General features: G+C 65.4%; 19 protein-coding genes and 1 pseudogene. 8 read left to right on the top strand and 12 right to left on the bottom strand.

Going from position 1 to position 20,305, the window contains the following annotated elements; genetic code table 11:
• Positions 1-424: 424 nt before the first annotated feature.
• The 4 genes from VGV37_RS07145 (at position 425) to VGV37_RS07130 (ending at position 4,375) form a co-directional block, all read left to right on the top strand.
• Entirely contained in the window at positions 425-1,333 is a 909-nt protein-coding gene (locus tag VGV37_RS07145; RefSeq protein ID WP_326878954.1) for an NAD(P)-dependent oxidoreductase, read from the top strand.
• Between the two features lie 86 nt (positions 1,334-1,419).
• Positions 1,420-2,019, top strand: coding sequence for a TetR/AcrR family transcriptional regulator (locus tag VGV37_RS07140; RefSeq protein ID WP_326878953.1), 600 nt, complete (start codon positions 1,420-1,422; stop codon positions 2,017-2,019).
• Positions 2,020-2,027: 8 nt separating this feature from the next.
• Complete coding sequence (locus tag VGV37_RS07135; protein WP_326878952.1) at positions 2,028-3,686, top strand: PAS-domain containing protein; 1,659 nt, start codon at positions 2,028-2,030, stop codon at positions 3,684-3,686.
• Positions 3,683-4,375: a response regulator gene (locus VGV37_RS07130; RefSeq protein ID WP_326878951.1), complete on the top strand. Its 693-nt coding sequence runs from the start codon at positions 3,683-3,685 to the stop codon at positions 4,373-4,375. The genes VGV37_RS07135 and VGV37_RS07130 overlap by 4 nt, the downstream gene beginning before the upstream one ends.
• A 418-nt stretch (positions 4,376-4,793) precedes the next feature.
• Here VGV37_RS07130 and VGV37_RS07125 read toward each other — a convergent pair whose 3' ends face one another.
• From VGV37_RS07125 to VGV37_RS07095, 7 genes are all read right to left on the bottom strand, one after another.
• On the bottom strand, positions 4,794-5,183 hold the full coding sequence (locus VGV37_RS07125; RefSeq protein ID WP_326878950.1) for a DUF4279 domain-containing protein: 390 nt from the start codon (positions 5,181-5,183) through the stop codon (positions 4,794-4,796).
• A gap of 13 nt (positions 5,184-5,196) precedes the next feature.
• Positions 5,197-5,661: a polymorphic toxin type 33 domain-containing protein gene (locus VGV37_RS07120; RefSeq protein WP_326878949.1), complete on the bottom strand. Its 465-nt coding sequence runs from the start codon at positions 5,659-5,661 to the stop codon at positions 5,197-5,199.
• Positions 5,662-5,873: 212 nt separating this feature from the next.
• Complete coding sequence (locus VGV37_RS07115; protein WP_326878948.1) at positions 5,874-6,344, bottom strand: hypothetical protein; 471 nt, start codon at positions 6,342-6,344, stop codon at positions 5,874-5,876.
• Between the two features lie 42 nt (positions 6,345-6,386).
• Positions 6,387-7,856 carry an ATP-binding cassette domain-containing protein gene (locus VGV37_RS07110; protein WP_326878947.1) on the bottom strand — a complete coding sequence of 490 codons (1,470 nt, stop codon included), beginning with the start codon at positions 7,854-7,856 and terminating at the stop codon, positions 6,387-6,389.
• The gene (locus VGV37_RS07105; RefSeq protein ID WP_326878946.1) at positions 7,853-8,782 is read right to left on the bottom strand and encodes a branched-chain amino acid ABC transporter permease; all 930 of its coding nucleotides are present in this window, start codon (positions 8,780-8,782) and stop codon (positions 7,853-7,855) included. Before VGV37_RS07105 ends, VGV37_RS07110 begins: the two co-directional genes overlap by 4 nt.
• A gap of 10 nt (positions 8,783-8,792) precedes the next feature.
• Positions 8,793-9,668: a branched-chain amino acid ABC transporter permease gene (locus VGV37_RS07100; protein WP_326878945.1), complete on the bottom strand. Its 876-nt coding sequence runs from the start codon at positions 9,666-9,668 to the stop codon at positions 8,793-8,795.
• 122 nt (positions 9,669-9,790) lie between these two features.
• Positions 9,791-10,981 (bottom strand): ABC transporter substrate-binding protein, encoded by a 1,191-nt coding sequence (locus VGV37_RS07095; protein ID WP_326878944.1) that lies wholly within the window; start codon positions 10,979-10,981, stop codon positions 9,791-9,793.
• A 337-nt stretch (positions 10,982-11,318) separates the two neighbouring features.
• Here VGV37_RS07095 and VGV37_RS07090 point away from each other — a divergent pair, with 337 nt between their 5' ends.
• The 3 genes from VGV37_RS07090 to VGV37_RS07080 all read left to right on the top strand — a co-directional run bounded on the left by VGV37_RS07090 (position 11,319) and on the right by VGV37_RS07080 (position 13,916).
• Positions 11,319-12,650: an MFS transporter gene (locus VGV37_RS07090; protein WP_326878943.1), complete on the top strand. Its 1,332-nt coding sequence runs from the start codon at positions 11,319-11,321 to the stop codon at positions 12,648-12,650.
• A 108-nt stretch (positions 12,651-12,758) separates the two neighbouring features.
• Positions 12,759-12,965, top strand: a complete 207-nt coding sequence (locus VGV37_RS07085; RefSeq protein ID WP_326878942.1) for a PLDc N-terminal domain-containing protein — start codon at positions 12,759-12,761, stop codon at positions 12,963-12,965.
• Positions 12,966-13,010: 45 nt separating this feature from the next.
• Complete coding sequence (locus VGV37_RS07080) at positions 13,011-13,916, top strand: DUF72 domain-containing protein (RefSeq protein WP_326878941.1); 906 nt, start codon at positions 13,011-13,013, stop codon at positions 13,914-13,916.
• Here VGV37_RS07080 and VGV37_RS07075 read toward each other — a convergent pair.
• Positions 13,913-16,003 (bottom strand): molybdopterin oxidoreductase family protein, encoded by a 2,091-nt coding sequence (locus tag VGV37_RS07075; RefSeq protein ID WP_326878940.1) that lies wholly within the window; start codon positions 16,001-16,003, stop codon positions 13,913-13,915. The two genes, VGV37_RS07080 and VGV37_RS07075, sit on opposite strands and share 4 nt — an antisense overlap.
• Before the next feature lie 91 nt (positions 16,004-16,094).
• Positions 16,095-17,126 (bottom strand): L-idonate 5-dehydrogenase, encoded by a 1,032-nt coding sequence (locus tag VGV37_RS07070; RefSeq protein WP_326878939.1) that lies wholly within the window; start codon positions 17,124-17,126, stop codon positions 16,095-16,097.
• 98 nt (positions 17,127-17,224) lie between these two features.
• Between VGV37_RS07070 and VGV37_RS07065 the strand changes: the two genes are divergently transcribed.
• A complete protein-coding gene (locus tag VGV37_RS07065; protein ID WP_326878938.1) occupies positions 17,225-17,989 on the top strand; it encodes an SDR family NAD(P)-dependent oxidoreductase in 765 nt (254 codons plus the stop codon).
• On the opposite strand, the gene VGV37_RS07060 is transcribed toward VGV37_RS07065, so the two are convergent.
• From VGV37_RS07060 to VGV37_RS07050, 3 genes and pseudogenes are all read right to left on the bottom strand, one after another.
• Positions 17,921-19,354, bottom strand: a complete 1,434-nt coding sequence (locus tag VGV37_RS07060) for an MATE family efflux transporter (RefSeq protein WP_326878937.1) — start codon at positions 19,352-19,354, stop codon at positions 17,921-17,923. The genes VGV37_RS07065 and VGV37_RS07060 overlap by 69 nt on opposite strands.
• Complete coding sequence (locus tag VGV37_RS07055; RefSeq protein ID WP_326878936.1) at positions 19,351-19,845, bottom strand: PaaI family thioesterase; 495 nt, start codon at positions 19,843-19,845, stop codon at positions 19,351-19,353. The genes VGV37_RS07060 and VGV37_RS07055 overlap by 4 nt, the downstream gene beginning before the upstream one ends.
• A 21-nt stretch (positions 19,846-19,866) precedes the next feature.
• Positions 19,867-20,305 (bottom strand): annotated as a pseudogene (locus VGV37_RS07050) (EmrB/QacA family drug resistance transporter); the annotation flags it as partial.

The raw sequence follows: 20,305 nt of genomic DNA, 5'->3' as shown, positions 1-20,305 counted from the left end.
AGGAAAGGCGCGAATACGGCAGCGCTACGGCCGCGGGCAGCCGTCAGGCCCGGCGGCCGCCGCGAAGTCGCCGAATGAGCTCGAACTGGGTCCAGGCACCGTCCCGCGCGGAGCGACGAGATCGGAAACGATCGACAATCATAGACAGGGACATGACAAGTTCCGGAACTTCTAACGACCAGCAGATGACATACCGACGGCCCGACCCCTCGCGAGAGGTCGGGTCTTAAAGTCGAAGCAGGCTGGCGATCCGGTAAATCATGCGATCATGAATTCCACGATCGCGCTTTCGCTGTCAACCGTCACGTTCGGTTTCATTCGAAACAACCAGAATGTCTGCAATGCGGTTTTGTAATATTGATGCTATCCCTGCATCGTTTGCAGCATTTACGAACGACCCTCGAGCCCGATCCGGAGCCGCTCCATGAAGACGATTTTCATCGATTGCAATCCGCAGATGGAGCCGGTGTTCCGGCGCGTGCGTCGGGCCGACGATCCGGCCATCCAGGTCAACCTCGCCCAAGCCCCTGGTGAATTGCCGCCGCTCGTCGCCGGCTACCAGATACTGATCGACGATCATTCCCATCTGCCGACCGACGTCATGAAGCAATGCCCGGACCTGCGCCATGTCGTGTTCCTGGGCGTGGGCGCGGCCAGCTATATGGACGTCCCGGCCCTGAAAGCGCTCGGCATCACGGTGCACACCATCAAGGGGTACGGTGACCGCGCCGTGGCCGAACATACCATCGCCCTGCTGTTCGCCGCCGCCCGCTCGGTCGCGGCCATGGACGGGGCGCTGCGCCGCGGCACCTGGCAGCCCCTGGGCGGCATGCAGCTCGAGGGCAAGGTGCTGGGCCTGATCGGCCTGGGAGGCATCGGCCTGGAGGTCGCCCGCATGGCGCGCGGCCTGGGCATGGAGGTCGTCGCCTGGAACCGCTCACCCGTGCCGGACGCGCCGGTGCCGATGCTGAGCCGTGACGACGTGCTGGCCAAGGCCGACGTCCTGTCGCTGCATATCGCGTTGAACGACGAAACCCGCGGCCTGCTGGGCGCGGCCGAGCTGGCCAGGCTCAAGCCCGGTGCCATCCTCATCAACACGGCCCGCGGCGCGCTGGTTGACGAGGCGGCGCTGATCGCGGCACTGGAAAGCGGCCACCTGCGCCATGCCGGGCTGGACGTGTTCGCGAGCGAGCCGCTCGCCGCCGATCACCCGCTGACCCGGCTGCCGAACGTGACGCTGACCGCCCATGCCGCGTTCCGCACCCCCGAAGCATCGGAAACCCTGCTGCGCCGCGCGATCGACATCGTGAAGCGGGTAAGCGCGGACGCGTGAACCAGCGCCCCATCGCTTCTCGTGCGAAACCCGTCACCTTCCTTTAGGATCGGGCGAGTTCGAGCCTGTCCGGATCTTTGCCGCCCATGTCGAGACGACCCAAGAGCGCCACCATGTTGCAGCCGGACGGGTTCGCCCGCCCGGACAATCGGCGGACCCTGCTGCTCGACGAGGCCGCACGGCTGTTCGGCGCGCGCGGCTACGACAGCACGTCGATGCGCGACATCGCCACGGCGGTCGGCATGCTGCCGGGCTCGCTCTATTACCATTTCCCCTCGAAGGAGGACCTGCTCGTCGCGGTCTATACCATCGGCATGGAACAGATGCTCCAGGCGGTGCTGACGGCGATCGCGCCTGAAACCGAGCCTTGGCGCCGTCTCGAACGCGCCGCCGCGGCCCACCTCGGCACCCTGCTCGACAAGAGCGGCTATGCCGCCGCCGTCGTCGCCGATTGGCCGAGCCCGGCCAGTTCGGTGCGCGCCGAGCTGGTGCGTCAGCGCGACCGGTACGAGGAGACCTTCCGCGCGCTGGTCGCCGACCTGCCGCTCGGCCCTCACCAGGACCGGCAGTTCCTGCGGCTGGCGCTGTTGGGTGCGCTCAACTGGACGCTTGCCTGGTATCGCCCGGACGGCGACGGCCCGGAGACCATCGCCCGCCGTCTGGTCGCACAGTTCCGGGCAGGCTGAGCCCGGCGATGGAACCCACGGGCTCGCGCTTCCCGGTGAACGATCGCATCGCCGTGCTGCAGGCGGCGGTCGAATACATGGGCGAGGGCTTCACCGTCTATGACGAGCGGCTGCGCCTGCTCGCCTGGAACCAGCGCTTCTTCGACCTGCTCGACCTGCCGCGCTCGCTCGCCTACATCGGCTCGCCCCTGGCTGATGCGACGCGCTGGAACGCGGCGCGCGGCGAATACGGGCCGGTCGACGTCGAGAGCTTCGTACGCGAGCGGATCGAGATCGCGCTGAAATTCGTGCCCCACCGCTTCGAACGGGTCCGGCCGAACGGCATCGTGCTGGAGATCCGCGGCAACCCGATCCCGGGGCTGGGCTTCGTCACGATCTACAACGACATCACCGAGCGCAAGAAGGCCGAGCACAAGCTGCAGGAAAGCGTCGACACCCTGGAGCACCGGGTGCGCGACCGCATGGCAGAGCTGGAGGCCGCCACCCGGCGCATGCAGGCCGAGGTGGTCGAGCGCAACAAGGCCGAGGCGACATTGCGCCACGCCCAGAAGATGGAGGCGATCGGCGCGCTGACCGGCGGGCTTGCCCATGATTTCAACAACCTGCTGACCATCGTCATGGGCAATCTGGCCCTGGTCGAAGATCTGGGACCGCTGCCCGGCGAAGCCGGCGAGATGATCGGCGAAGCGCTCGACGCCAGCCGGCGCGGCGCCGACCTGGTGAAGCGCCTGCTGTCCTTCTCGCGCCGCCAGCCGCTGTCGCCCGAGACCTACGATCCAAAGCATGTGGTGGCCGACATGCACGCCCTGCTGTCGCGCACCCTGGGCGACGACATCGAGCTGGCGATCGAATTCGCCGGCGAGGATTGGCTGATCGAGGCGGATCGCAGCGAGCTGGAAAATGCGCTCCTGAACATGACCAACAACAGCCGCGATGCCATGCCCGAAGGCGGCCGCCTGACCATCCGGGTCGAAGCGCGGACGCTGCCGCCGGATCAGCCCGACCTGGCACCGGGCGACCATCTGATCGTCACCGTCACGGATACCGGCTGCGGCATGCCGCCCGACGTCCGCGAGCGGGCCTTCGAGCCGTTCTTCACCAGCAAGGGGCCGGACGGCGGCGGCACCGGCCTCGGCCTCAGCATGGTCTACGGCTTCGTCCGACGCTCGGGCGGGGCCGCCCGGATCCGGAGCGCGGTCGGCCAGGGCACGACCATCGAGCTGGTCCTGCCGCGCCATCTGCCGACGGCCGCGTCGGCGGCAGCGCCCGTTGCCGTGGCTCAGGCGCTCGGCGGCACCGAACGGGTGCTGCTGGTCGAGGACGACGTCCGGGTGCGCGGCTTCGTGCGCCGGACCCTGGAAGGGCTCGGCTATCGCATCACCGAGGCGACGGACGGCCAGCAGGCGATGGCCCTGCTCGACGGCGGCGCCGACTACGGCCTGGTGCTGTCGGATATCGAGATGCCGGGCGGCGTCTCCGGCCTGGATCTGGCGACGAGGGTCGAGACCGGTTTGCCCCAGACCCGGGTCCTGCTGATGTCCGGCTATCCCGATCGGGCGATGGCGCGCGCCGACTGGCGCGACCGGCCGGTCCTGTCCAAGCCGTTCGGCCCGCGCGAGCTGGCGCGTGCCGTGCGCGACGCGCTCGACCAGAACCGCGTCCCGTGAGCGACGACGCGCAGATCCTGGTGCTGGACGACGACCCGGCCATCCGCACCCTGGTCCGCCGCTGCCTGGAGCCGGGCGGCTTTCGGGTCGAGGCCGCGACCGACGGCGCCGACCTGCGCCGGCTGCTGGGTTCCAGACCGATCGACCTGGTCATCCTCGATCTCAACCTGCGGGGCGAAGACGGGCTCGATCACTTGAAGGCGCTCCGCGCCGAGCGCGACCTGCCGGTGATCATCCTGACCGGCCGCGGCGAGCCGATCGACCGGGCCACAGGGCTGGAGCTGGGTGCCGACGACTATGTCGCCAAGCCGTTCGAACCCCGCGAGCTGCTGGCCCGCGTGCGCACGGTACTGCGACGGACCGGACGCCGCGCGAGCCCGTCCCGCATCGTTGCCATCGGTCCCTGGAAGCTGGATCTGGACGCCCGCTCGCTCCTGGCCGGTGACGGGGCGCAGGTCGCGCTGACCAGCGCGCAATTCGCGATCCTGTCGGTGCTGGCCACCCACCCGAACCGGGTGCTGACACGCGACCAGATCCTCGATCTGGCCGACCAGGGCGCGAAGGAACCATTCGACCGCAGCATCGACGCCCATATCGTCCAACTGCGCCGCAAGATCGAACGCGACCCGCGCCAGCCGGAATTCATCAAGACGGTCTATGGCGCGGGCTACATATTCCGGGCGGGGTAGAAAAGTCCGCGATCGTCATTCCCGCCTGCGCGCCAGGATATATACGCATCTTTCCATTTTATTTCACATGGTTATCCTCTTTGTCGTCATGGCCGGGCTTGACCCGGCCATCCACGCGGTACGGCGAGGTGATTCCATGGCAGACCAGCGCTCAGGCGGAGGCGCGTGGATGCCCGGGTCAAGCCCGGGCATGACGAAATTTCTGTATCAGGCTATTGAAATGAATACCTAAGTTCCCCCGACGCGATCGGTCATACCGGAACCGGTTTTCCCTAGACGCCGCAATGGCTTGACCCGCCTTCCTCCTCGAAGCCCGGTGGCTTCCGTTCCCGAGACTAACGTTCAGCCTTGCCGCGGCGCCCGGCATGGCGGAAGAGAGTTAAGTGGAGTGTCACCGTATCCCCATTAAAGAGATGGCTTAGATTTGATAAAGATCAATATCTATCGCAGATTCTAATCTAGAAAGCTTTTCTATAGTAGAAACACTCAGACAAAACGGAAGTCTCTCTTCAATTTCCACATAAATTGCAATCTTAAATAAAATATTACAATTTACAGAATCTCTACAAAAAACGAGTCCGTCAAATAAATACTCCAAAACAGCAAATGCCTCCCTTCCTATATCAACACCTCCGTCGAATTTACGCTCAAAAACCCAACTGTTGTTTTTTCTCTTCAGCCGCGTTCTCTTTGCAATATCGCCTGACAGCCAACTTTTGGTGGGAGACACGCCAATTAGTTCCGAAATGCGCGAGATGCTCACATCAAAATCTCTTACATGCACCGCAATATAAACCGATCCAGTCATGGAGAACCCCAGATCATTGAAAATCCTTTATGTTTAATCCAGTATTTGTGCCGACCCCTTGGCCCCGCTTTGGCGCAACGTAAATATTTCCAGATCGATCTTTATATAGATCAGACTCTCCATCGCCATACCCAGATTCTACGTCATGAGGATCGATATCATTATCCTGAAGAATCTTTATTTCCCCCTTACTAAGCGGCTTTAAATCTGACTTTGGAACGTCGTCCGGACTGTCCGCCTCGTCATCGTGAGTAGCATAGTTACATCCGTCACCGCACAGCACGTCATCGCTAGCCGTAGAGCTGGGAGTGAGACCAATAATCACACCGCCAACTGCAAGGCCGGCAAGGTTCAAGACAAGGCCGCCCTCCGCAACTCCGATTGCTCCACCCGCGACCGTTGCAGGCAATGCTTGATTAAAGAGATATTCTGAAAATCCAAATAAATAATACCGCAGACGCTCCAGATATAACTCCATAAGAAATTGATTTCTTGAGGTCCGTATTTCGTGGAAAAAACCTAATGCTCCCTAATGTATAGAGAATTATTGGATAAATAATTGACCCTAATGAGTTACTCTTCCAAAGAAAAATCTCTGCGGCAGCACTCACCAAGAAAGACGCAGAGAAATTAAGAACAAAAAATATTTTCCTCTTGGATTTTTCGCTCAAGGCAGATGAGAAGTTCATCCTAACCACCGCCCTTACCTACGATGCTCCGAACGAGTGCGTCCATAGCGGTATGCCCTTGCTGTAGAGCATGGGCCCCATCACCAATGGCTGCAACTGGACCTAAGGAAGTTGCAAAACCAAAAACCAACCTCCCACCTATATAATATCTATGTAGTTCATCATCAAAATATGCCTTGGCGGCATCTTCAGTAGCCTTCATAGCCAAGGCACGTGCATCAGCGCTATTGTATAAAATCTTTGCACTCTCCACAGCTGCGTCGGTAGCGATATTTACCTCTTGATCCGAACGTGCAACTTCATCTTGGCCAGATAATCCTATGCTTCGCCCGACAAAATTGAGAGCATCTCCAACACCGGTCAACACGGAGTAAGCACCATCTCCGATAGCTCCAACTGCCTGCCCTACCGAACAATGGCCAGGATTTCCGCCGCAAGCATTAAAGAGATAGGTAAATCGAGATATCCACATCCTCTAGCGCCTGCGCGTGACCGGCGAAAGAAGGCCGCGGCCCTACAGCAGCCCCGCCCCGGCCTCCTTGGCGAAGCGGCCGGGGTCGCCTTCCCAGATGATGCGGGCGTGCTCCAGCACATAGACCCGGTCTGCGTGGGGTAAGGCGAAGGTGACGTTCTGTTCGCCCAGCAGCACGGTGATCGACGTCGTCTGCCGCAGCTTTTCCAGCGCCTTCGACAATTGCTCCAGGATGACCGGCGCCAGGCCCAGGGTCGGTTCGTCGAGGATCAGCAGGCGCGGCTTCATCATCAGCGCGCGGGCGATCGCCAGCATCTGCTGCTCGCCGCCGCTCAGGGTCTTGGCCGCCTGCGGCTGGCGGGCCTTGATGATCGGGAACAGCTCGAACAGCCATTCGGTGCGTTCCAGCCGTTCGGTCCTCGACAGATGCTGCCCGCCCAGGTCGAGGTTCTCGCGCACGCTCATGTCGCCGAACAGCTCGCGCGTCTCCGGGCATTGCACGATGCCGACGTCGCGCGCGATCATGGCGGGGCTGCGGCCGGCGAGCGCCGTGCCGCCCCACTGGATGGCGCCAGCGTAGGGCACCAGGCCCGAGATCGCGTTGAACAGAGTGGTCTTGCCGGCACCATTCAGGCCGACGATCGAGACGAACTCGCCCTCGTGGACATGGATCGAGACTTTTTCGAGCGCCTGGGCCTTGCCGTAGTGCACGTCGATCGCGTCGACCTGCAGCAGGGGCTGGGCATCCTTGAAACTCGTCTCTGGCCGCGCCGCCGTGGTGATGGCGCCGCCCAGATAGACGCGCCGCACGGTCTCGTTGCGCATGACCTCCTCGGCCGAGCCCTCGGCGATATGCTCGCCCAGGTACATCGCCTTCACCCGGTCGACCAGGGCCGACACGCTCTTGACGTTATGGTCGACCAGCAGGACCGCCCGGCCTTCCTCGCGGAAGGTGCGGATCAGGTTCGAGAAATCCTCGACCTCGCCGGAGGTGAGGCCGGCGAACGGCTCGTCGACCAGCACGATCTTGGGATCGCGCGCCATCGCTTTGGCCAGCTCCATGCGGCGCAGGTCGGCGAACGGCAGGGTCGACGGCCGGCGATGCAGCACGGCGCCGAGGCCGACCCGTTCGGCGATCGCGATCGCCCGGCTTTCGACCTTGGGATCGGCGAATAGCCGAAGCAGGCTGTCGGGCAGCAGCGCCAGCTTGATATTTTCCAGCACGGTCTGGCGGTGCAGCGGCCGGGAATGCTGGAACACGATGCCGACGCCGTGGCGGGCGATCCGGTACGACGGCCAGCCGGCGACGTCGACGCCCTCGACCTTGACCACACCGGCGTTGGGCCGCTCGATGCCCATGATCAGCTTCATCACGGTCGATTTGCCCGAGCCGTTCGGCCCGATCAGCCCCAGGATCTCGCCCGGGTGGATGTCGAAGCCGATGCCCTTGACCGCAACCAGGCCACCGAACCGCTTGGTCAGGCCTGAAACCTCGAGCAGGGGCGCGTTCATGACCGCTCTCCCACGCGCAGCAGGCTGCCGATGAAGCCGTTCGGAAAGAACAGGATAACGGCCAGAGCCACGGCCGAGACAACGAAGGTGCTGAGTTCGCCCAGCGGGCGCAGCGCCTCGCCGGCCAGGATTAGGAAGATGGCGCCGACCGCGGCGCCCAGGATGGTGCGCCGGCCGCCGAGCACGGCGGCGATGATGACCTGCACGCCGACCGCGATGTCGACCACCGTGCCGACCGAGGCGGTGCCGAGGTAGAAGATCATCAGCGCGCCGGCGGTGCCGGAGAAGAATGCGCTGACGCAGAAGGCGGCGAGCTTGTGCTTGGCAACGTTGAAGCCCAGCGCCGCGGTCTCGACCGCGTCCTGGCCGCTCGCCTGCAGGATGAGCCCGATCGGCGAGCGCGACAGGCCGAACAGGATGGCACCGCTCAGCGCCATGAAGCCCAGCGCGAATTCGTAGTTGGCACTGTCGTCGATGAACAGCACGTCGGGCACGGTGAGGCCGATCTCGCCGCCGGTGACGCCGGCGAAGATCACGATGAAATTCTGCAGCAGCAGGACGGCGACCAGGGTCACCAGGCCGAAATACGGCCCCTTGAGCTTGAGCGCCGGCAAGGCCAGCAGCACGCCGCCCAGCACTGCCATCAGCGCGCCGGCCAGCACGCAGGCCGCCATAGGCCAGCCCCAGTTCGCATTGATGATGCCGGCGGTATAGGCGCCGAGCCCGATCAGGAAGGTCGGGCCGAAATTGACCTCGCCGGCGAAGCCGAACAGCAGGTCCCAGGCCATGGCGAAGACGCCGAAATAATAGGAGAGCGTCAGGATGCCCAGGATATAGCCCGTGACGTAGAGCGGCAGCGTGGCGCCCAGCACCAGAACGACCAGCGCCAACCAGGTGAGGCGCGCGGAGAACAGACGAGCGATCATCGGTCCCTCCCTAGCGCCGGCCGAGCAGGCCCTGCGGGCGGATATAGACCACCAGCACGAGCAGCAGCAGGACGGGAATCGTGCGGTAGGCCGGCGAGATCAGGTAGGCGGTCAGGGTCTCCATGTAGCCCACCACGTAGGCGGCCATGAGCGAGCCCGAAACGCTGCCGAGGCCGCCCAGCACGACGATCGAAAAGGCGCTGGCGGTCAGCGGCCCGACGCCGTCGGAACTGACGCCCAGGAACATGGCCAGCAGCACGCCGGCGATGCCGGCGAGGATGCCGTAGATCGTCCAGACCAGGATATAGACGCTGGACAGTTCGAACCCGAGCAGGGTCACGCCACGCGGATTGATCGAGGCCGCGAGCAGCACCTTGCCGGAACGGGTGCGGTTGACCAGCAGCCAGAGCAACCCGATGACCGCCCAGCAGATGACGGCGGTTGCGACCTCGTTCAGCGGCGTGCGCACGCCCAGCATGTTGAACACGCCCGGGATCAGCGGCCGTACGGTCTTGGGGTTGCTGGTATAGAGATAGGCGATCGCTTCCTGGATCATGATGCCCCACAAGAGGGTGCCGGTGAGCACGAAGATCTCCGTCTCCTCCTTGGGGATCGATTTCGAGCGCTGGATCGGCCGGACCACGGTGAAATAGGTCGCGTACGCCATGACCAGGCCGAAGCCGACCCCGCCCAACGCACCCCCGTAGGGCCCGCCGCCGAGATCACCCGCGATGACCCAGGCGGCGACCGCCGCCGCGACCATGATCGCGCCATGGGACAGGTTGAGGACGCCCGAAACGCCGAACATCAGGGTGAAACCGGTCGCGCCCAGTGCGTAAAGCGAACTGATGGCGAATCCGTCGATCAGGATTTGAAGTCCGAGCATGGGCCCCGCTGATGATTCCGGACGGGCCGGCAGGACCGGCTCATCTCGATTGCATGGAAAGGAGGTCGGGCGGCGGGCGTCCGGCCCAGGAGGACCGGATCCGCCGCCCCATCGGAAAGCGGCTAGTTGGCGGCCTGCTGCATCTTGACGAAGCCCGGGAACTTCAGCTTGCCGTTGGCGACTTTGGCCGGCCAGACCGTCACCTGCTTGCCGTCCTGCCATTGTACGACCAGGCCCGAGACGAAGTCGGCGCCCTGCTTCATGGCATGGGGAAAGGCATCGTCCTTGCCGTAGAATTGCACGCGGCCGATCGTGCCCTGCCAATCGGTCTTCTCCAGCGCCGCCACCATCTTGTCGGGATCGGTGGAGCCTGCCCGCTTGATCGCGTCGGCGATGTAATAGACCTCGTCATAGGCGGTGTTGCCGCAATAGGCCGGCGTGACGCCGAAACGCTTGGTGTAGTTATCCGTGAAGGGCACGGCGGTCGGTGTCACCGCCACGCCCGGCGACGCCACGGTCTGGAACAGCACGCCGTCGGCGGAGCCGTTCGTGTCCTTCCAGAAGGTGCTGGAGGTCGCCTGCGCTGAAATGCCGAACATCGGGACCGGCACCTGCTGGCTCTGCCATTGTACGGTCGGCTGCACGCCGACATGAGCGATTCCAGTGATGATGACGTCCGGCTTTTCGCCCTCGATCTTGTTGAAGATCGGCGTGAAGTCGGTCGTGTCGGGCGAGAAGCGGATATGATCGACGACCTTGAGCCCGATCTTGGGCAGGCAATCGACATAGCCGACGTCGAGCGGCGTCGTCCAGGCGGCATCCTCACTCATCACGACGGCCGTCTTCATGTGCAGATTCGTGACCAACAGGTCCTTGGCCGCATCGCAGACCGAAAGCGCGAGGAAAGCCGAGGTCAGATAGCCATGGAACGTATACTTATTATGTTCGTAGTCTTTCTTGATGACCTGGCTGATTTCGTTCGAGGCGGCGCCCGGCGTGATCATCGGCATGTGCAGGCGGGCAGCCCACGGCTCGAGCGCCAGCACGACCTCGCTGACGTAGCTGGCGATGACCGCGTTCACCTTGTCGTCCTGGGCCGCGCGCTGGAAGGCGCGCACCGCATCGGTCGAGGAACTGTGGTCGTCGTAGGTGACGATCTCGATCTTGCGGCCGTCGACCCCGCCCTTGGCGTTGATTTCGTCGGCCGCCATCTGGGCGGCGTTCGGAATGGCCGCACCGGAAATCGAGGCCGCCTCGGCGATCACGCCGATCTTGATCGGGTCTGCGGCCTGGGCCGCTACGGGCAGCATCATGCTGGCCGCCAGGAGCGATAACGTAACGTATCCGTTACAAATACGCTTCGAGTCCGGCTGAAACTCCAGCATTCCTGTCCCCCCTGTATCGCGGTCGGTCTGTTCTTTTTCGCCTGACGCTTTTGCCAACTATAGCGGCAGGCCCCGCCGGCTTGTCACGGGATTTTATTGCAAATTCAGCGATCGGGGCGGGATGACGCGGTCAATCTTCATCGCGCGCTCAGTTCTCGCTTGGCAGAACGGGTTTCGACTGAAAAACTCCCTTGCAATACAAAGAACAATTCCGCTCACCCGTTTGTGGACGGCCAATGCACCAAGGGAAGGAACCGATAAAGCCATGAGTGGGGACAACCGGGCGAACTTTGCCGTCACGACCGACGGTTACGATGCGGCGGACACGAAGAAACGAGTGAAGGCGATCCTGGTCGGCTCGGTCGGCAATCTGATCGAATGGTACGACGTCTACGCTTACTCGGCGTTCGCGCTGTATTTCGCCGGCTCGTTCTTTCCGAAGAGCGATCCGGCAGCCCAGCAGCTGGCGGCGGCATCGCTGTTCGCCGTCGCTTTCCTGGTCCGGCCGATCGGCAGCGTGATCTTCGGCTATTTCGCCGACAAGCACGGCCGGCGCACCGCGCTCACCATGTCGGTGCTGCTGATGTGCTTCGGCTCGCTGCTGATCGCGGTCACGCCTACCTATGCCAGCATCGGCGTCGGCGCGCCGGCCATCCTGGCGCTCGCGCGCATCCTCCAGGGCCTGAGCCAGGGCGGCGAATACGGCACCAGTGCAACCTATCTCAGCGAGGTCTCCCATCCGAACCGGCGCGGCTTCTATTCCGGCGTCTGGTACGTCACCCTGATCGGCGGCCAACTGACCGCCATCCTGGTACTGCTGGTGCTGCAGAAGGTCTTCCTGACGCCCGACCAGCTCAAGGACTGGGGCTGGCGCATCCCCTTCGTCATCGGCGCGCTGATCTCGGTCTATGCCTTCTACATGCGCCGGGACATGCACGAGACCGAGCTGTTCAAGGAGGCCAGCAAGATCGTCAAGAAGACCAGCCTCTGGGTGCTGCTGGGCCAGAACTGGAAGACCATGGTGCTGGTCGTCGGCATCACGGTCGGCGGCACGTCGGCGTTCTATACCTACACGACCTACATGCAGAAATTCCTGAAGCTGTCGGTCGGCCTGACCGACGACCAGACGACCATGGTCACGGCCGGCTCGCTGCTGTTCGCCATCATCCTGCAGCCGCTCTACGGCGCGCTGTCGGACAAGATCGGCCGCAAGCCGATGCTGATCGCCTTCGGCGTGCTGGGCACGATCGGGACCTACCCGCTGCTGACGACCTTGCAGACCACCAAGAGCCCGCTCTTTGCGTTCCTGCTGATCTGCATCGCCTGGATGATCGTCAGCGGCTATACCGCGCTGACCGCGACGGTGAAGGCCGAGATGTTCCCGACCGCCGTCCGCGCCATGGGCGTCGGCATTCCCTATGCGCTGACCGCCGCGATCTTCGGCGGCTCGGTCGATTCCGTCGCCCTGTGGTTCAAGAGCGTCGGCAACGAGTCCGGCTTCTACTGGTATGCGACCGGCTGCATCTTCATCTCGCTGCTGTTCTACATCTTCATCCCGGACACCAAGGCCAATTCCAAGATGGAACAGGCCGTCTGACCACGCGGACCCTTCGGGAGCGGCCGCGGCGGCTGCTCCCGGTACCGCAACCAATCGCCCGGCCTGCCGTTCGCCTGACATACAGCCTCGTGTCAGAAAGAGAGCGGCATGTTCACCTTCGGCAACGACATCATCGGCATCATCGCCCTGCTGCTGGCCATCTGGGCGATCGTCGGCACGCTGCAGAGCAGCGCCGAGCCTGTCACCAAACTGATCTGGGTCCTGCTGGTCCTGATCCTGCCGATCGTCGGCTTCGTGCTGTGGTTCCTGATCGGACCCGGCGCCAAGACCCTGCCCGGCCGCCGACGGATCTGACCGGCCCGACCGGGGTTGTTCCTCCGGGCATGAACGGAGGAACCGGTGACGAAGCGCGGCGACATCAGGATCGGCATTTCCGGCTGGCGCTATGCGCCCTGGCGCGGCGTGTTCTATCCCAAGGGCCTGCGTCAGAAGGACGAGCTGGCCTACGCGTCGCGGCATTTCCGGTCGATCGAGATCAACGGCACCTTCTACGGGCCGCAGCGCCCGTCCGTGTTCACGCGCTGGGTCGCGGAGACGCCTGACGACTTCGTCTTTGCGGTCAAGGGACCGCGCTACATCACCCATATCCGCCGGCTGCGCGAACCGAAGGAGCCGCTGGCAAACTTCCTCGCCTCGGGCGTGCTGAACCTGGGCGCCAAGCTCGGCCCGATCCTGTGGCAGTTTCCCCCGAGCTTCCGTTACGACCGGGCGGTGATGGAGCCGTTCCTGGCGCTGTTGCCGCACGACACCGTGGCGGCCGGCAAGCTGGCCGCCAAGCACGACGATCGCATGAAGGAGGTCGTGCTGACGCCGGACGCGAAGCACCCGATGCGGCATGCCATCGAGATCCGCCACGACAGCTTCGCCGATCCGGATTTCATCGATCTGCTGCGCATCCATCGGGTCGCCCTGGTCTGTGCCGATACGGTGGAATGGCCGCGGCTGATGGACCTCGCCGCCGACTTCGTCTATTGCCGGCTCCATGGGTCGGAGCAGCTCTACGCCAGTGGCTATGGCGACGCGGCGCTCGACCGATGGGCCGGCTGGATCGAAGCCTGGGCGCGCGGCGGGGAAGCCGCGGGCAAAGACACCCGGCGCGTGATCGACGAAGCCGGGCCAGCACGGGCGACGCGCGACGTCTTCGTCTATTTCGACAATGACATCAAGGTGCGCGCCCCGTTCGACGCTGACGGCCTCGCCAAGCGGCTCCATGCCGAAGCCGCGGACGCAGCGGCCGCCGATTAGCCGGCGATCGCCGCCACCGCGACCGGAAGCCCGTTGAGCGCGGCATTGCCCGAGACCGCATCGACGAACGCGTCGTCGGTCAGGTCGTTGACGCTGACCCCGGCATGGGCCTGGGCCACGCCCAGGGCGACGCCCTCACGGCTGTGTCCCCAGCCGTGAGGCAGGCTGACCACGCCCGGCATGACCTCGTCGGTGCCTGCGACCTCGACGTCCAGGCTGCCGATCCGCGACGTCACCCGCACCCGCTGGCCCTCGGTGAAGCCGTAGCGGCCCAGATCCTGGGGGTGCATCAGCAGCCGGCAGCGCGGCTTGCCCTTCACCAGCCGCGCGAAATTATGCATCCAGGAATTATTGCTGCGGACATGCCGTCGGCCGATGAGCACGAGCTCAGGGGCGATCCCGCCGAACAAGGTCTCTTCCAGCCGGTCGAGCGCCGCCAGCAACGGCAGCGGGGCGCACTGGATCCGCTTGTCCGCCGTGGCGAGCCGATCCGGAAACGAGGGTTCGAGCGGCCCCAGATCGAGCCCGTGCGGTGCCGCCTGCAGCGCGTCCAGCGACAGGCCGTAGGGGCCGGCCCGCAGCCCGGCATCGAGCATCCGCACCGGTTTCGGCAGGCGTTTGGGTTCCTGACCCAGCGCCGGCGCCAGGGCCGCGCCCAGGCCCTCCAAAATCTGCCAGTCGTCGAGCGCGCCGTCTGGCTTCGGCAGGATCACCGGGTTCCAGCGCGCCACGTTGCGCACGGCGAGCAGGTTGAAGGTCATGTCGTAGTGATCGCGCTCCAGCGCCGAGGTGGGCGGCAGGATCAGGTCGGCATGGCGCGTCGTCTCGTTCAGATAGGGATCGATCGACACCATGAAATCGAGCCCGGCGAGGCCGCGCTCGAGCTGCCGCCCGTTCGGTGTCGACAGGACCGGATTGCCGGCGATGGTGACGAGCGCGCGGATCTGGCCCGGCCCCGGGGTCAGCATCTCCTCGGCGAGCGCCGCCACCGGCAGCTCGCCCAACGCCTCGGGCCGGCCGCCGACCCGGCTGGTCCAGCGGCCATAGCTGCCGGGGCGCGAGCCGGGCGCGCCGATGATGTCGAACGCCGGCTTGGTCACGAGCGCGCCGCCGACCTGGTCGAGATTGCCGGTCGCGATGTTGACGAGCTGGATCAGCCATTGGCAGAGCGAGCCATGGACCTGGGTCGAAACCCCCATCCGCCCATAGCACACCGCGCCCGGCGCCGCGGCGAATGCCCGTGCGATGCGCCGGATCTCGCCGGCCGGGATACCGCAGATCGCAGCCGCCCGCTCGGCGGTGAAGGGGACGATCCGCGCCAGGGCCAGCTCGAAACCGTCCAGATGCGGGCCGAGCCGGCCGGTCCGGACCAGCCCCTCACCCGCCAGGGTCGACAGCAGGCCCAGCAGGAAGGCGGCATCGGTGCCCGGCCGGATGAAGTGATGTTCGTCGGCCACGGCGGCCGTCTCGGTCCGGCGCGGATCGATCACGACCAGCCGGCCACCGCGCGCCTGCAGCGCCCTCAGCCGCTTCGCCACATCGGGCACGGTCATCAGGCTGCCGTTCGACACCAGCGGATTGGCGCCGAGCATCAGGAAATAGCCGGTCCGATCGATGTCCGGGATCGGCAGCAGCAGCTGATGCCCGTACATCCAGAAGCCTGCGAGCTGGAACGGCAATTGATCGACCGAGGTCGCCGAATAGCGGTTCCTGGTGCGGATCAGGCCCAGATACGCCGCGGCATGGGTCATCAGTCCCCAATTATGGACGCTGGGATTGCCCTGGTAGGTTGCGACCGCGTCGCCGCCCTGGGCCTGGATGACCGCGGCGATGCCGTTGGCCGCATGGGCGAAGGCTTCGTCCCAGCCGATCTCATGCCATCGATCGCCGTCGCGCCGCATCGGCGCATGCAGCCGGTCCGGATCGTTCTGGATGTCCTGCAGGGCCACTGCCTTGGGACAGATATGGCCGCGGCTGAACGGGTCGGCCGCATCGCCCCGGATCGCGACGATGCGGTCGTCCTCGACCTCGATGGCGAGGCCGCAGATCGCTTCGCACAGGTTGCAGGCACGGTAATGGGTGGTCATCCCGGCGCTCCCTCGGTCTTCCTGTTCTCGACCGGGGAGTATGGGCAAAGCCGGCGCGGGCCGCAATCGGTTCACCAAACGATCGTTCGGCTCAGAAGCTCAGATGTACCTTCATCGCCCGGCCCTTGTCGCCGGCCAGGTCGAACGCGCGCTGCGCTTCGCCGAGCGGGATCGTGTCGGTCAGCAGCGGCGCCACGTCGATCAGGCCGCGGCTGATATAGTCAACCGCCCAGCCGAATTCCTCGTGGAAACGGAAACTGCCGCGCAGTTCAAGCTCCTTGGTCACGATCGTGTTGATCGCGAGGCCCATCTCGCCGCCCAGGCCAAGCTGGACGACCGTGCCGCCGGGCCGCACGACGTCGAGGCCCGCGGCCAGCGCCCGTGCGTTGCCCGAACATTCGAGCAGCACGTCGAAGCTGCCCTTGTTGGCGCCATAGGCCGTGAGATCCTCGGCGGCAGTGCCGACATCGATCACCCGGTCGGCGCCGATTGCGAGCGCGGTCTTGAGCGGCAGGGCCGCGACGTCGGTCGCGACGATCTCGCGCGCTCCGAAGGCGCGGGCCGCCAGGATGGTCAAGGCGCCGATCGGGCCGACGCCGGTCACCAGCACCCGCCGTCCCGCGACGGCGGACGCGCGCGTCACCGCATGGAGGCAGACGGCGAGCGGCTCCGCGAACGCAGCCTGACCCAGGCTCACATGATCGGGAATCGTGAAGATCTGGCGTTCGTCCGCCACCAGGATCTCGCGGAAGGCGCCCTGCACATGGGGAAAGCGCATGGCGCTGCCATAGAAGCGCACGTCCAGGCACAGGTTGGCGCGGCCGGCCAGGCATTGGGCGCAGGCGGCGCACGGCTGGTTCGGGTTGATCGCGGCCCGATCGCCGACCCGGATTCTGGTGACGGCACTGCCGACCTCGACGACCGTGCCGGCGACCTCGTGGCCGAGGATCATCGGTTGCTTGATCCGCACCGTGCCGAAGCCGCCATGCTGGTAGTAATGCAGGTCCGAGCCGCAGATGCCGCCGGCGCCGATGCGCAGTTTGACCGACGTGGGACCCAGGGCCGGAACCTCGACCTCTTCGATCCGCAGATCATGCGGCGCATGGATGACGCAGGCTTTCATGGTCGGCTTTCCTCCAGAACGGCATGCGGCGTCCACCGCGTTTGTGGTACCGATAGCACAGGGATTAACTCATACATATATCGGAAAGGAGCTGCCCCGTGCCCAACCCCTTCAGCCTGGAAGGCCGGACCGCGCTGATCACCGGATCCAGCCAGGGGATCGGTTTCAGCCTGGCCCGCGGCCTCGCCGCCGCCGGCGCCACCGTCATCCTGAATGGCCGCGATGCTGTGAAGCTCGCCACCGCGAAGGCGACGCTCGAGGACGAGGGCCATCGGATCGAGGCGGTCGGGTTCGACGTCACGACCGGTTCGGAGGTGCGGGATGCGATCGAACGGATCGAGCGCGAGATCGCGCCGATCGACATCCTGGTCAACAACGCCGGCATCCAGCGCCGGGCGCCCTTGCAGGATTTCGCCGAGGAAACCTGGTCGGAACTGATGCGAACCAACCTCGACAGCGTGTTCCTGGTCGGCCAGGCGGTCGCGCGCCACATGATCGCCCGCGGTCGCGGCAAGATCATCAACGTCTGCTCGGTGCAGAGCGCGCTCGCCCGGCCGAACATCGCACCCTATTCCGCGTCCAAGGGCGCGCTGGTCATGCTGACCAAGGGCATGTGCACGGACTGGGCACCGTTCGGCATCCAGGTCAACGGTCTCGCCCCCGGTTATTTCGAGACCGAACTGACCCGCGCCCTGGTCGACGACGAAGTATTCTCGACCTGGCTCAAGGGCCGCACGCCGGCCCGGCGCTGGGGCAAGGTCGAGGAATTGAACGGTGCCGCCGTGTTCCTGGCCTCATCGGCCGCCGACTTCGTCAACGGCCATATCCTGTACGTCGACGGCGGCATCACCAGTTGCCTTTGACCATCGCCTCCGCGCCGGCTTGAACCAGGTACCCGAGGCGACCGCGACCAGCAGGGACAGGCCATAGACGACAAGGCCGAGCGCGAGCGCGGCGAACATCCAGCCAAGCGAGCCGGTCAGGCGCAGCATGAGCCAGCCGCCGCCGACCGCAATGATCAGTCGCACCAGGCCGGCGGCGAGCGGCCACAACAGCCGCCCCGCACCCTGGGACGCGAAATAGAGCGCCAGGCCCAGGCCGAAGAAGCCGTAGGCCGGGCCGACGCTGCGCAAATACGCGCTGCCGGTCGCCAGCATGCGCGGATCGGCGCCGAACAGGCCCAGCCAGGCCTCCGGCCAAAGCGCCGCGGCGAGGCCGATCGTTTCCGTCATGGCGAACGCCATGCCGCCGCCGACCAGCGCCACGCGCAACGCACGGCGTTGCTGGCCGGCGCCGATATTGGTGCCGACCAATGCCACGAGCGGCGCGCCGAAACCGAAGACCAGCGGCACCAGCAGATATTCGAGCCGCGCGCCGGTGCCATAGCCCGCGACCGCGTCCGGCCCGCCACCGCTGCCGACCAGCGCCGTCGTCAGCGCCACCGTGAGGTTGGTCTGCAGCGAGGAGATCGCCGCCACGGCGCCCACGCCGAGGATCGTGCGGAACAGCGGCCAGCGCAGCCGGGTGCGGCGGAACCCGGCGAGGTTGCGCCCGGAGGCGACGTACCAGGCCAGCACCGCCGTGCCGCCGGCGTAGAACAGCAGCAGTGCCGCCCCGCCGCCGGCCACGCCCAGGGCCGGAAAGGGGCCGATGCCGAAGATCAGGCAGGGCGACAGCGGGATCAGCAGCACGACGCCACCGCAGGTCACCAGCGCCGGTAGCATCATGTTGCCGGTGCCACGGATCACGCTGGCCAGCGCGTTCATCGCCCACAGCAGCACGTTGCCGGCGAACACCACGTTCGAATAGCGCAGCGCCGCATCGAGCGACCCGCCCTCGCCGCCGAGCGCGCGATAGAGCGTTGGCCCGAAGATCAGCATCAGGCCGGAACAGACGGCGCCCAGCGTCAGGTTGATGACCAGCGCGTGCAGCACCAGCGCGTCGGCCTCCTCGCGCCGGCCGCCGCCGAGGGCGCGCGCGATCGCGGAGGAAATGCCGCCGCCCATCGCTCCGCCGGACACCATCTGCATCAGCATCACGCCTGGAAACACCAGCGCCATGCCGGCCAGGGCGTCATTGCCGAGACGCGAGACCCACCAGGTCTCGATCAGGCCGGTCGACGCCTGGGCCAGCATCACCAGCACGTTCGGCCAGGCGAGGCGCAGCAGGGTCCCCGCGATCGGGCCTTCGAGCAGCAGGCGGGTGCGCGGACCGTGGGATCCGCTCATCGCGCGGCGCTCATGTCCAGGATCGCGCAGGTCTCGCTCCCATGGGCCAGCAGCCGGCCCGTCGCGTCGAACAGCTTGCCCTCCGCACTGGCGATCCGACCGCCCAGGTACAGCATCGTGCCCTCGGCCCGGACCTTGCCGGTCTTCTCGGTGACGGCGCGCAGGAAGGTCGTGCTCATGTCCGTCGTCGTGAAACCCTGGCCGGGTTTGAGCGCGGAATGGATCGCGCAGCCCATGACCGTGTCCAGCACCAGGGCGATCCAGCCGCCATGGACAGTACCCAGCGGATTGTAGAAGCGGGCCGATGGCGCGCCTTCGAAGACGATCCGGCCGACCTCGACCGAGATCGGCCAGATGTCCGCCACCTCGCTGAACGGCGGCGCCGGATAGATCCCATCCTGCATCCCGCGCAGGAAATCGAGGCCGCTGATCGTCACGGCCTGGTCGCGCGGCACCATGCCGAAAGCCGTCGCTGGGTTATGGTCGGTCATTGCAAATCCTCTCCACGATCGTCAATGGGCATCGGCCGACGGGCCTTTGGGCGGCGCGACCTTGCGCATCAGCGGGACCATCAGGGTGGCGACGACGAAGCACAGCATGATGACCAGGAACGCATCGGAAAAGGTCAGGGTCAGTGCCTCGCGCATGGTGAGCGACCAGAGCCGGGACAGCGCCATCTGCTGCCCGAGCACGGCATTACCGCCGGCCGCGAGCGTATCGGCCGTGGTCGTGCGCTGCAGCAGCCCGACCATGGTCGAATTCGTCGCGTTCAGATGTTCGGCCAGCCGCAGGAAATGCAGGTTGAGCCGATCGTTGAGGATCGTACCGCAGCCGGCGATGCCGATGGCGCCGCCCAAGGTCCGCATCAGGTTGAACAGGCCGGAGGCGAGTTTGAGCTTCTCCGGCGCCAGGCCGCCCAAGGTCAGGGTCACGGTGGGCGCCACCGCGAAC

Origin of the sequence: Aliidongia sp., assembly GCF_035943795.1 — a bacterium.
In the GTDB taxonomy this organism is placed as follows: domain Bacteria; phylum Pseudomonadota; class Alphaproteobacteria; order ATCC43930; family CGMCC-115725; genus Aliidongia.
The sequence above is the reverse complement of the archived record's forward strand: the minus strand, read 5'-3'. Positions and strand labels throughout refer to the sequence as shown.